Source organism: Shinella sp. WSD5-1 (genome assembly GCF_963942435.1).
Classification (GTDB): domain Bacteria; phylum Pseudomonadota; class Alphaproteobacteria; order Rhizobiales; family Rhizobiaceae; genus Shinella; species Shinella yambaruensis.
The window spans coordinates 386,847-398,799 of record NZ_OZ012597.1; the positions used below are offsets into that span (position 1 = coordinate 386,847).

General features: G+C 67.0%; 12 protein-coding genes. 2 read left to right on the plus strand and 10 right to left on the minus strand.

Annotated elements, in window-relative coordinates:
* Positions 1 to 79 precede the first annotated feature (79 nt).
* The 6 genes from AABQ55_RS24955 to AABQ55_RS24985 all read right to left on the minus strand — a co-directional run bounded on the left by AABQ55_RS24955 (position 80) and on the right by AABQ55_RS24985 (position 6,317).
* Positions 80 to 1,513, minus strand: coding sequence for an aldehyde dehydrogenase family protein (locus AABQ55_RS24955; RefSeq protein ID WP_272808109.1), 1,434 nt, complete (start codon positions 1,511 to 1,513; stop codon positions 80 to 82).
* A 12-nt stretch (positions 1,514 to 1,525) separates the two neighbouring features.
* Positions 1,526 to 2,254 (minus strand): MBL fold metallo-hydrolase, encoded by a 729-nt coding sequence (locus AABQ55_RS24960; RefSeq protein ID WP_272808108.1) that lies wholly within the window; start codon positions 2,252 to 2,254, stop codon positions 1,526 to 1,528.
* 7 nt (positions 2,255 to 2,261) lie between these two features.
* On the minus strand, positions 2,262 to 3,347 hold the full coding sequence (locus AABQ55_RS37800) for an ABC transporter ATP-binding protein (protein WP_353851138.1): 1,086 nt from the start codon (positions 3,345 to 3,347) through the stop codon (positions 2,262 to 2,264).
* The gene (locus AABQ55_RS24975) at positions 3,344 to 4,132 is read right to left on the minus strand and encodes an ABC transporter permease (RefSeq protein WP_206362236.1); all 789 of its coding nucleotides are present in this window, start codon (positions 4,130 to 4,132) and stop codon (positions 3,344 to 3,346) included. The genes AABQ55_RS37800 and AABQ55_RS24975 overlap by 4 nt, the downstream gene beginning before the upstream one ends.
* A gap of 2 nt (positions 4,133 to 4,134) precedes the next feature.
* A complete protein-coding gene (locus AABQ55_RS24980; RefSeq protein WP_272808107.1) occupies positions 4,135 to 4,998 on the minus strand; it encodes an ABC transporter permease in 864 nt (287 codons plus the stop codon).
* Between the two features lie 242 nt (positions 4,999 to 5,240).
* Positions 5,241 to 6,317: an ABC transporter substrate-binding protein gene (locus AABQ55_RS24985; protein ID WP_443021184.1), complete on the minus strand. Its 1,077-nt coding sequence runs from the start codon at positions 6,315 to 6,317 to the stop codon at positions 5,241 to 5,243.
* A 129-nt stretch (positions 6,318 to 6,446) separates the two neighbouring features.
* Here AABQ55_RS24985 and AABQ55_RS24990 point away from each other — a divergent pair, with 129 nt between their 5' ends.
* Together AABQ55_RS24990 and AABQ55_RS24995 are read left to right on the plus strand one after the other, a co-directional pair.
* Positions 6,447 to 7,073, plus strand: a complete 627-nt coding sequence (locus AABQ55_RS24990; RefSeq protein WP_244766130.1) for a TetR/AcrR family transcriptional regulator — start codon at positions 6,447 to 6,449, stop codon at positions 7,071 to 7,073.
* 19 nt (positions 7,074 to 7,092) lie between these two features.
* Positions 7,093 to 7,485, plus strand: a complete 393-nt coding sequence (locus tag AABQ55_RS24995; protein ID WP_272808106.1) for a YybH family protein — start codon at positions 7,093 to 7,095, stop codon at positions 7,483 to 7,485.
* A 1-nt stretch (position 7,486) separates the two neighbouring features.
* Here the strand turns inward: AABQ55_RS24995 and cueR are convergent, their stop codons facing one another.
* From cueR to AABQ55_RS25015, 4 genes are all read right to left on the minus strand, one after another.
* On the minus strand, positions 7,487 to 7,897 hold the full coding sequence (cueR, locus tag AABQ55_RS25000) for a Cu(I)-responsive transcriptional regulator (RefSeq protein WP_244766126.1): 411 nt from the start codon (positions 7,895 to 7,897) through the stop codon (positions 7,487 to 7,489).
* Positions 7,894 to 10,374 (minus strand): heavy metal translocating P-type ATPase, encoded by a 2,481-nt coding sequence (locus AABQ55_RS25005; protein WP_272808105.1) that lies wholly within the window; start codon positions 10,372 to 10,374, stop codon positions 7,894 to 7,896. Before AABQ55_RS25005 ends, cueR begins: the two co-directional genes overlap by 4 nt.
* A 74-nt stretch (positions 10,375 to 10,448) precedes the next feature.
* Positions 10,449 to 10,664 (minus strand): heavy-metal-associated domain-containing protein, encoded by a 216-nt coding sequence (locus AABQ55_RS25010; RefSeq protein ID WP_272808104.1) that lies wholly within the window; start codon positions 10,662 to 10,664, stop codon positions 10,449 to 10,451.
* 113 nt (positions 10,665 to 10,777) lie between these two features.
* Complete coding sequence (locus tag AABQ55_RS25015) at positions 10,778 to 11,950, minus strand: aminotransferase (protein ID WP_272808103.1); 1,173 nt, start codon at positions 11,948 to 11,950, stop codon at positions 10,778 to 10,780.
* Positions 11,951 to 11,953: the final 3 nt, after the last annotated feature.

Consider the following 11,953-nt stretch of genomic DNA (forward strand, 5'->3'; position numbering starts at 1 on the left):
TCCACGCTCCGGTCACGCCGGTGGATCCTCGGGTCAAGCCCGAGGATGACGTCTTTCTTTGTGGGCGCCGCCGCGCGCCTCAGGCCGCGTCCGGCCGGTGCACCGTCTTCACCTCGAGGAAATCCTCCAGGCCGAAGAGACCGCCCTCGCGGCCGTTACCGGACTGCTTGTAGCCGCCGAACGGGCTGCCGTAGCGGTGCGGCCCCCCGTTGATGTGCACCATGCCGGCGCGAAGGCGGGCGGCGACGCGCTCGGCGCGCTCCGGATCGCCGGTCTGGAGATAGGCGGCAAGGCCGTAGGCGGTGTCGTTGGCGATCGCGATCGCCTCTTCTTCCGTGTCGAAGGGCATGATCGAGAGCACCGGGCCGAACACTTCCTCGCGCGCGATGCGCATGTCGTTGTTGACGTCGGCGAAGATCGTCGGCTTGACGAAGTAGCCGGTCTCGAAGCCCTCCGGCTTGCCCGGGCCGCCGACCAGCACGCGCGCGCCCTCGGCAACGCCCGCCTCGATCAGCGCCTGCACGCGGCCGAACTGGATGTGCGAGACGAGCGGGCCGATATGCTCGCCTTCCTCCTCCGGATTGCCGACCTTGGCTTCCTTCCCCGTACGCTCGGCGATCTCGACCACCTTGTCATAGACCGAGCGCTCGACCAGCATGCGGGTCGGCGCATCGCAGGACTGGCCGGAATTGTTGAAGCACTCGCGCACGCTGCCGGCGACGCGGTCTTCGAGGTCCGCATCGGCGAAGACGAGGTTCGGCGACTTGCCGCCGAGCTCCAGCGTCACGCGCTTGACCGTATCGGCCGCGTCCTTGCTGACGGCGATGCCGGCACGGGTGGAGCCGGTAAAGGACATCATGTCGACGTCCCTGTGCCTGGAAAGCGCCGCGCCGCATTCGGGACCGTCGCCGTTGACGAGGTTGAACGTGCCGGCCGGGAAGCCTGCCTCATGCACCATCTCCGCATAGAGAAGGGCGTTGAGCGGGGTGAATTCGGACGGCTTCAGCACGCAGGTCGAGCCCGTCGCCAGCGCCGGAACCACCTTCAGCGCGATCTGGTTGATCGGCCAGTTCCAGGGCGTGATGAGGCCGCAGACGCCGATCGGCTCGCGGCGCACCACGTCGCCGTTCGCCAGCACCTCGCGGCTCTTCAGCCGCTTCAGCCCGTCGATGAAGCCCTGCAGGTGGCCGACGCCGACATCTGCCTGCTGCTCGGTGCTCATGGTGATCGGCGCGCCGAGCTCCTGCGTGATGGTGCGCGCCATCTCCTCATAGCGGCGCTTGTAGATCTCGAGCAGCTTTTCGAGCAGCGCCAGGCGCTCCTCGACGCTGGTCTGGCTGTAGGTCGCGAAAGCCTTCTTGGCAGCGGCAACGGCGCGGTCGATATCGGCGGCGGTGCCCATGGAGATGACCGCGATCGGCTGTTCCGTCGCCGGGTTGATCACCGGAAGGTCGTTGGGCTTCAGCGGGTCCACCCACTGGCCGTCGATGTAGAACTTGCGCTTGTCGAGCATGCTTTTCTCCCGTCACTTCTGTTTTTCATCGAGCCAGCCCCGGATGAGCTGGCGGTAGCGATCGCCACCGAAACTTGGAAAATGGCCGCCATGCACCAGCCGCACCGGCAGGGTCAGGAGGCGCTCCATCGAGGCGAGATAGTCCGCCGCGTCGGAATGGTAGGTATCCTCGATCAGCGGGCCATCGTAGACGATGTCGCCCGAGAAGAGAATTTCGGTCGCCTTCTCGTGGAGCGCAATACCCCCCGGGGAGTGGCCCGGCGTGTGGATGACCTCGAACCGCCGGTCGCCGAGATCGATGACGTCGCCGTCCTCCAGGATCCGCGTCGCCGGCGCCTTCTTCACCGCATAGCACTTCGAGCAATAGGGCTCGGGCGGCAGCGCATCGAAGATTTCGTCGGTGACATAGGGGTCTGCGAGCGTGTTCTGTCGTGTCGGGCTGGCGAGGAGATCGGCCTCGGCGGCGTGCACGGCCCGGCACTCGAATTCGTGATGGCAGCCGATATGGTCGAAATGCGTATGGCTCGCCACGGCGATCAGGTCGCGCTCGGTGACGAGCGGCACCCATTCGCGCAAGGAGACGACGCCCATGCCGCTGTCGACCAGCATGTCCCGGTCGCGGCCGCGCACATGCCAGACATTGCAGCGGTAGAATTCCTGGATATAGGGCTCGCTTATAGCGGTCACGCCGTCGTCGAGGCGACGCACGCTGTACCAATCCTCCGGGCGGATGCGCTGCATGTGACCCTCAAACTCCCGCTCCGTCCTGAAGCACGACGATGCTATCCGCCTTCAGCCGAAGGTCAAGCTCCGTGCCGACCTCCGGATTGTCGGTCTGCGGCAGGTGGGCGGTGAGCACCGTGCCGTCCGCCGCGACATGGCAGCGGTGATGCGTGCCGAAGAAGGCGCTGCCGGTGATGCGGCCGCGCCCGAGCGAGACGGTCGGCACCGACGCACCGGCACCGCGGAAATGTTCCGGGCGGATGCAGAGCGTGACGTCGCGGCCCGCAGCCGGCACGCCGGACACGAAGGCGGACGCGGGCAGGGCGACCCGGCCGAGGGCGGTTTCCACTTCCGCCTCGTTGGCCGCCGCGCCGCGCATCCTGGCGGGCAGGAAATTCACCTCGCCCATGAAGCCGGCGGAAAACAGCGAGCGCGGCCGCATGTAGATCGAGGCGGGCGTGCCGACATCCTCGATGCGGCCCTTGTTCATCACGACGATGCGGTCGGCGATCGCCATCGCCTCCTCCTGGTCGTGGGTGACGTGCACGAAGGTCGTGCCGACGCGCTTCTGGATGGCCTTCAGCTCGTCCTGCATCTGGCGGCGCAGCTTCAGGTCGAGCGCCCCGAGCGGCTCGTCGAGCAGCAGCACGTCGGGATCGACCGCCAGCGCCCGGGCAAGCGCTACACGCTGCCGCTGGCCGCCCGACAGTTCGTGCGGCTTCTTCGCCGAGGAGGCCCTGAGACCGACGAGATCGAGATAGGAAAACGCCTTCTCGTAGCGTTCCGCCTTGCCCATGCCGCGCATGCGCAACCCGAAGCCGACATTGTCGCGCAGGCACATATGCGGGAAGAGCGCATAGTCCTGGAACATCGTGGTCGTCGGCCGTTTCGCGGGGGAGACGTGCGTCATGTCGCGCCCGCCGATCGCGATCGTGCCCGAGGTCGGTTCGACGAAGCCGCCGAGGATGGAGAGCAGGGTGGTCTTGCCGCAGCCGGAGGGGCCGAGCAGCACGATGAACTCGCCCGCGGCGATATCGAGCGAGACGTCGTCGAGCGCCCGGAAAGCACCGAAGACCTTCGTGGCATTGCGGATGGAGACGTCGGCGGTCATGAGGATTTCCCGGTTTTGCGGAAGACGGCGAGTTCCATGACGATGAGGAACGCGACCGAGATGAGGAAGACGACGGAGCCGATGGCATTGGTCCTGGGATCGAGGCCGGAGCGCAGCATGCTCCAGATCTCGACCGGCAGCGTCACGTCGAAGCGCGACAGGAGGAAGGCGACGATGAACTCGTCCCAGCTGAAGGTGACGGAGAGGAAGAAGGCCGCAAGGATCGACGGCAGCAGCATGGGGGCCGTGACGAGCAGCATGACCTGCCAGTCCCTCGCGCCGAGATCGCGCGCCGCCCGCTCGATGTTCACCTGGTGCCCGCCCATCGAGGCATAGATGATGGCAAAGCAGAGCGGCAGGTTGATCACCACATGGCCGATGCCGACCGTGACGAGCGAGAGGCGCAGGCCCGTGAGGTTCAGCACCGAAAGCAGGCCGAGGCCGATGATCAGCGTGCTCACTGTCATCGGCGCGACGATGAGGCCGCGCAGGAGGGCGGAGGCGGGGAGCGTGTAGCGCGCGAAGGCATAGGCGGCGAGGAAGCCGAGCAGGCAGGCGATCGCCGAGGAGACGACGGCGACGACGAGCGAGTTGCCGAGGGCGGCCATCAGCTTGCCGTCGGAAAAGACCGCCTCGTACCAGCGCAGCGTCAGGCCGTTCAGCGGCGGCACGGGCAGCGTGCCGTCCTGGAAAGAAAAGAGCACGAGCACGACGACGGGCAGGAAGATGAAGAGATAGAGAAGGCCGGCATAGAGCGCGGCAAGCGCCGTAGTGAGATGCCGCATGGTCAGGTCCTCTCCATCTTCAGCCAGCGCGCGCAGGCGATGTAGGCGAGCGTGACGACGACCATCAGCACCAGCGAGAGCGCGGCCGCCATCGGGAAATCCGCCCGCCGGCCGAGCTGCAGCATGATGACCTGCGGCAGGACCAGCTCGTTGTTGCCGCCGAGGATCTGCGGCGTGATGTAGTCGCCGATGCACAGGACGAAGGTCAGGAACGCGCCGACCATGATGCCGGGCAGCGTCAGCGGCAGCACGACATGCCAGAATGTCTGGAAGGCGTTCGCGCCAAGGTCTGCCGCCGCGCGGCGATAGTTCGGCGAAAGCTGGATGAGGTTGGCATAGATCGTCAGCGTCAGCAGCATGACGAAGAAATGCACGAAGCCGATGATCGTGCCGGTACGGTTTGCCGACAGTTCCAGCGGCTCGGCGATGATGCCGAGGGCGAGAAGCGCCTGGTTGACGACACCGCCCTTGGAGAGCACCAGCAGCCAGGAATAGGAGCGCACGACATAGGAGGTCCAGAAAGGCAGGATCGCCATGACGAGGGCAAAACGCTGCCATTTCTTCGGCACCCGCTCGGCGATGATCCAGGCGAGCGGATAGGCGAGCAGCACGGAGATGACGGTGACGGCCGCCGTGATCTCCAGCGAGACGACCAGCCCCTTGAAGAGATGCGCCTTCTCGAAGAAGGCGATGTAGTTGTCCAGCGTCCAGGTCGCGACGATCTCCCGCCCCTGCCGCGTCCAGAAGCTGATCGCGGCCATGTAGGCGAAGGGCACGAGGAAGAAGAAGCCCGTCCAGAGAAGCGCCGGCAGGGCAAAGACCCAGGCCTTGCGGCGCTCCGCGCGTTCGAGGGCAGAGGCGGTCATGGGGTCGGTCTCCGTTCGCGCTCTCTATATTGGGCGAGGCGCTCGTTGCCTGCCCCTCATCCGCCTGCCGGCACCTTCTCCCCGCAAGCGGGGCGAAGGGGATATGCCTCGCTGGCTTCCTCAACCAATGACCGGTTCGTGGGGCAAGTCCCCTCTCCCCGCTTGCGGGGAGAGGGTTAGGGTGAGGGGCGAACCTAATGCAATCGCCCAGAGGGCGCGGACGACTGCGCTCCATCAAGCCCTTACTGCTGCAGCATCTCCGTCCAGACATCCTGCATCGCCGCATCCATGTCGGCGTCCGCCACCGGATAGAGCTGCGAGTTCTTCAGGTAGTCCGGCTGCCTGTCCCAGCGCAGCGCCGTCTTCTGCTGGTCGGTCAGGTGCTCGCCCGCCTTGGCGTTCGCCGGCATCGCCCAGTAGCAGGAGGAGGTAGCAAGCCGGGCCTGCCCCTCGGGGCTGACGATGTACTGCACGAATTTCAGCGCGAGATCCTGCTTTTCGGAATCCTTGAAGACGCCGATCGACTGCGCCCAGCGCAGCGCGCCCTGCTTCGGGATCGTCCAGTCGAGGTTCGGCTTTTCCGCCGAAAGGCCGGCCGTCAGCCATTCGCCGCCCCCGACGACGATGTCCACCTCGCCGGTCGCCAGCGCCGTCTGCGAGGCGACGACGTCGCTCACCTGGCGGGCGACCTTCTTCATCTCGAACAGCTTTTCCTTGATCGCCGGCAGGTCGCCCTGCGTCAGGTCCGCCGTCTTCTTGCCGATGCCGACGCCGGTGAGGCCAACCATCGGCAGGTAGTAGTCATAGAGCGCGATGCGGCCCTTGTACTTCTCCGACCAGATGACCGAGAGATCGTCCATGTCGGCGGGATCGACCTTCGTCTTGTCGTAGGAGATCGTGTTGTAGCCGAACTTTTCCGTGACGGCGTAGACCTTGCCGTCCTTGGTGGTCGTTTCCTCCATGCGCACTTCAGGGAAGAGGTCGCCGAGCGGCAGTTGATCGGCCGGCATCTCGCCGAGGATCTCCATGTCGATGGCGCGCGGCACGTCGACGGCGTCGATGACCAGCACGTCCCAGTCGCCCGGACGGGACTGCTCGATGATCGAGATCGCCGCGCCCGTGCCCTCGTATTCCTTGAGGTTGACCTTGACATTGTTGGCTTTCTCGAACGGCTCGACCAGCGCGGGGTCGGTGTGGTCGCACCAGACGAGCGCGTTCAGCTCGTCCTGCGCCAGGGCGCCGGCCGGCGACAGCGTGATGGCGGCTGCGGTGGCAAGGAGCATGCGGCGGACGAGCCCGCCCGAAACGGTTGTCTTCATCGTCTTTCCCTCTGGCTGCAGGCTTTCGGCCTGGCGGATGACACTCATTGGCGGTGCCTTGAGAAAAAGATTGAACGAGTTCATTTTTTAAGTCAATCTCATTTTTGAGGAGATTCCAACGGAGGTTCCATGGCCGGATTGCGCGCGAAACAGAAGGCGGACAGGACACGCCGCATCCTCGAAGCCGCGACCACGCTGTTCCGCCGCGAGGGCTACGACAGCGCGCGCATCGAGGACATCGCCGAGATGGCGGAGGTCTCCGTCGGCACACTCTACAACTATTACCAGAACAAGGGCGACATCCTCGTCGCCACCGTCGCCATGGAGGTGACGGAGGTGCTGGAGGGCGGCGCGCGCATCGTCGCCAACCCGCCGCTGAACGTGGCCGAGGCGCTGCGCACGCTGATCGAGCAGTATTATGACCACTCGCTCTACTATCTCTCCAAGGAGATGTGGCGCACCGCCATGGCGATCTCCATCCAGCAGCCCGACACGCCGCTCTCCCGGCGCTATACCGAGCTCGACGGCCAGCTCTGCGCACAGGTCATCCGCCTGGTGGAGACATTGCAGGCCCGCGGCGTCGTCCAGGCCGGCGTCGACGCCAAGGCGATGGGCGAGGTGTTCTTCAACAATCTCAACATGATGTTCATCGAGTTCTGCAAGGTGGACGCCATGCCGCTGGAAGAGCTGAAGGCGCGCGTCAACGCCCAGCACGAGCCCATCGCCGCCCTCATCAGCAGCATCAAGATCGTCTGAGCGACAGGAAGCCTCCCGCATGACCGAACCGCAATCCGCCGTCCTCGCCGCCGCCGACGCGCTGGTCGCCGCCTTCGCGCGGCATGACCGCACGGCCTATTTCGCCGCCTTCGCCGAGGAGGCGAGCTTCCTCTTCTACAATCTCGACCGCCGCCTCGAAAGCCGCGCCGCCTACGAAGCCGAATGGACGCTGTGGGAGGAGCGCGACGGTTTCCGCGTGCTCGCCTGCCGCTCGACGGACCGCAACGTGCAGTTCGCCGGCGATGCCGCGATCTTCACCCACGCCGTCGAGACCGACCTTTCCATCGGCGGCGAAACGGTGACGAACAACGAGCGCGAGACCATCGTCTTCTCCCGCGACCCCTCCGGCCGCTGGCTCGCCGTCCACGAGCACCTGTCGCCCGCGGCCTGAATCAGCAACATTTCTCCTCGGCCATGCCGGTCGCAAGCTGTTCGAGGATCGGGCAGTCCGGCCGGTCGTCGCCGTGGCAATGGGCGGAAAGGTGTTCCAGCGTGTGCACCATCTCCTGCAGCAGGCGCATCTTTTCCTTCATTTCCGCGACATGCTCGCTGGCGATGCGCTTGACGTCGCCGGAGGCGCGCGCGCGGTCCTGCCAGAGCGCCAGGAGGTCGCGGATCTGGGCGATGGAGAAGCCGAGGTCGCGCGCCCGGCGGATGAAGGAGAGCGTCGAGAGGTCCTTCGGGCCATAGACGCGGTAGCCGGAGCCCGTGCGGCCGGCGGCGCGGATGAGGCCGATCTGCTCGTAGTGCCGGATCATCTTGGCGGTGACGCCCGTCGCCTCCGCCGCTTCGCCGATGTTCATGCGCGATCTCCCTTGCCGAACGCGGGACGGAAGCGCTTCAGCCGCAGCGCATTCGAGACGACGAACACGCTGGAAAGCGCCATGGCGCCGGCGGCGAGCGCCGGCGAAAGCTGGATGCCGAAGGCCGGATAGAGCAGGCCCGCGGCGACCGGAATGAGCGCGATATTGTAGCCGAAGGCCCAGAACAGGTTTTCGCGGATGTTGCGCATCGTCGCCCGCGAGATCGCAATGCCCGCCGCCACCCCGCGCATGTCGCCGGCCATCAGCACCACGTCGGCGCTTTCGATGGCGACATCCGTGCCCGTGCCGATCGCGATGCCCGTGTCGGCCGCGGCAAGGGCCGGCGCGTCGTTGATGCCGTCGCCGACGAAGGCGACCTTCCTGCCGCCGTCGGCCGAAAGCGCGCGCACGGCGGCCACCTTGCCGTCCGGCAGCACCTCGGCCATCACCCGGTCGATGCCGAGCTTCTCCGCCACGGCCTCGGCGGTGCGGCGGTTGTCGCCGGTGATCATCGCCACCTCGATGCCGAGCTGCTTCAGCGCGGCGATCGCCTCCTTCGTCGTCGGCTTGACCGGGTCGGTGACGGCGAAAAGGGCGGCCAGCCGGCCGTCGATGGCGGCGTAGAGCGGCGAGGCGCCGTCGGCGGCCAGCCGCTCGGCATGGGCGGCGAAGGGGGCGACGTCGAGCCCGAGCGAGCGCATGAAGCCGACGGAGCCCGCCTCCACCGTGCGGCCGGAGACCGTGGCGGAGAAGCCCTGGCCGGAAATCGCCACGAAGCCGCTGGCCGCCGCAAGGTCGATGCCCTCGACCACCGCCCCCTCATGGATGGCCGCGGCGATGGGATGCTCCGAATGCACCTCCGCGGCCGCGACCAGGGCCAGCACCTCCTCGCGGACGAACCCGTCCGCCGGCACGATCTCCGTCAGCGTCGGATGGCCGAGCGTCAGCGTCCCGGTCTTGTCGACGGCGACGATGTCGGTGCCTTCGAGCGTCTGCAAGGCCGTGCCCTGCCGGAAGAGCACGCCGAGTTCGGCGGCACGCCCCGTGCCGGTGATGATGGAGGTCGGCGTCGCGAGCCCCATGGCGCAGGGGCAGGCGATGATCAGCACCGCGACGGCATTGACCAGCGCATGGGCGAGAACGGGGCTCGGGCCGAGGGCGAGCCAGAGGCCGAAGGTCAGGAGCGCGATGGCCATGACGGCCGGCACGAACCATTGCGTCACGCGGTCGACGAGCGCCTGGATCGGCAGTTTCGCCGCCTGCGCATCCTCGACCATGCGGATGATCTGCGAGAGCACCGTATCGGCACCGACGCGGGTGGCGCGGAAGGTCAGCGAACCGGTCGTGTTGACCGTGCCGCCGGTCACCGTGTCGCCGGTCGTGCGGGCGACGGGCATCGGCTCGCCGGTGATCATGGATTCGTCGATATAGGACAGCCCCTCCGTCACCTTGCCGTCGACCGGCACCTTCTCGCCCGGCCGCACCAGCACGATATCGCCGGGAACGACGTCCCCCAGCGGCACGTCCTCGGCCTTGCCGTCGCGCAGCACGCGCGCCGACGTGGCGCGCAGCCCGGCAAGGTGCCGGATGGCCTCGCCCGTGCGCCCCTTGGCCCGCGCTTCCAGATATCGGCCGGCGAGGATGAGGGTCACGATGACGGCGGCGGCCTCGAAATAGACATTGGCCGTGCCGCCCGGCAGGAGGCCGGGGGCGAAGGTCGCGACGGTGGAAAAGCTCCAGGCGGCGGCGGTGCCGATGACGACGAGCGAGTTCATGTCCGGCGCCAGGCGCAGGAGGCTCGGAATGCCCTTGCGGAAGAAGCGCAGCCCCGGCCCGGCAAGCACCAGCGTCGCCAGCACGAACTGGATGACGCGGCTCGTCTGCATGCCGAGCGTTTCGTGGATGGTGTGGCCGAAGGCGGGGATGGCGTGCGCGCCCATCTCCATGACGAAGAGCGGCGCCGTCAGGACCGCGGCGATCACGAGGTCGCGCCGCAGGATTTTCGCCTCGGCGGCCCGGCGGTCTTCCTCCGCGGGCGTTTCGGCCGTTTCGCGCACCGCCTTGTAGCCCGCCCGGTCGATGGCGGCGGCAAGGTCCTCGAAGGCGACGGCCCCCTTGAGGAACCGGACGCGGACGCGCTCCTGCGCAAGGTTCGCCGTCGCCTCCAGGACGCCCGGGACAGCCTTCAGCGCCCGTTCCACCCGGCCGATGCAGGAGGCGCAGGTCATGCCCTCGACGGGAAATTCCAGCACCTCTTCCGAAACGCCGTATCCCGCCTTGCGCACCGCCTCGGCCACCGCGGCCGCATCCGGCGGGCCGGTGAAGGTCACGTCGGCCTTCTCCGTCGCAAGGTTGACGGCGGCGCCGGACACGCCCGGCACCTTCTCGATGGCCTTTTCGACCCGGCGCACGCAGGACGCGCACGTCATGTCCGAGATGGAAAGCTTGATCGTCTGCCGGTCTGCCGTGGTGAGCATGGTGCACCTTTCATCCTATGTCGGACAGATCGTGCACCTTCCCATCATGTCAAGGTCAAGCGGCTTTTTGTCGCTCAGGCGGCATCGACCGGCGAATAGCCTTCCGCCGCGATGAGGGCGGCGACGGCAGCCCGGTCGCCGGCATTTTCCACCGAAACGCGCCTTGCACCGAGGTCGATCTCGACCTTGGCGGCCGGATAGGCCGCAAGGACGGCGCCGGTGATCGTCCGGACGCAGTGACCGCAGGTCATGTCCGAAACGGTGAAGGCGAGGGGGGCATCGTCATTCATGAAGGGTCTCCTGATTTGCCTTCGCATGCTGGGACGTTCCCACATGGCAAGGTCAAGCCGCATTTTTGCGGGCGGTGCTCAACCTCAAAGGGGCGAAAGAGCGGGCCGCTCCTTCAATCCAGGGCGAATCGCGCCAGGCGGTCCTTCAGCAAGGTGATCGTCGCCACATCCGCATTGGCGAAGGCGAAGCGGAGATATCCGTCCTGCCCCGCGCCGAAATAGCTTCCGGGCAGGCAGAGGATGCCGGCCTCCTTGGCAAGCTTCTCCGCCACGCGGGCGGAAGGCGTATCGCCGAAGGGATGGCCGATGAAGGCGAAATAGGCGCCGACCGCGCCGACGCGCCAGGCCGGGACCTCGGCCATCGTGGAAAGCAGCCCCTCGACCCGCCGGGCGATTTCCTGGCGGTTCTCCTCGCGCCAGCCTGCCAGAAGCGGCAGGGCCGTGGCGACCGCGGCCTGGGCGGAGCGCGGCGGGCAGATCTGCAGGTTGTCCATGATCTTCGCCACCTGCTCGACCACGCCGGCACCCGCCGTGATCGCACCGAGGCGATGGCCGGGAATGCAGAAGGATTTCGAGAAGCTGTAGAGGCCGATCAGCGTGTCTTCCCAGCCCGGCCGGTCGAACAGGGCGTGCGGCCGCCCGGCGCCCAACGGCAGGAAGTCGCGATAGGTCTCGTCGAGGATGAGCCAGATGCCGCGCGCGGCACAGAGGTCGTAGATCTTCGCCAGCAGGTCCGCCGGATAGACCGCGCCGGTCGGGTTGTTCGGCGAGACGAGCGCGACGGCGCGCACGTCCGGCGTGATGGCGGAAGCCAGCGCCTCGACATCCGGCAGGAACCCGTTGGCGGGATCGCAGGCGGCAAACCGGGTCTTGATGCCCAGCATGGCGAGCGTCGTTTCCTGGTTGAAATAGTAGGGATCGGTCATCAGCACGGCATCGCCCGCGCCGGCGATCGCCATGGCCGCACAGATGAAGGCCTGGTTGCAGCCGGCGGTGACATGGATGTTGCCGGCGGTGATCGCGGCGCCGTAGGTTTCCGCCACATGCTGCGCATAGGCCTTCCGCAGACTGTCCTCGCCCTCGATCGGCCCATAGCCCGTATAGGCGCGCGAGGCGGCATATTCGCCGAGCAGGCGCAGCATGTCGGGATGCGGCGGATAGCCGGGCACGGCCTGCGACAGGTCGATCATCGGGCCGCTGCGGCCGTCATAGGCATTGCCCCAGGCGAAGACGGACGGGATCGGCGGGGCGGCGAGGGTTTCGACGAGCGGGTTGAAGCGGGGCATGGT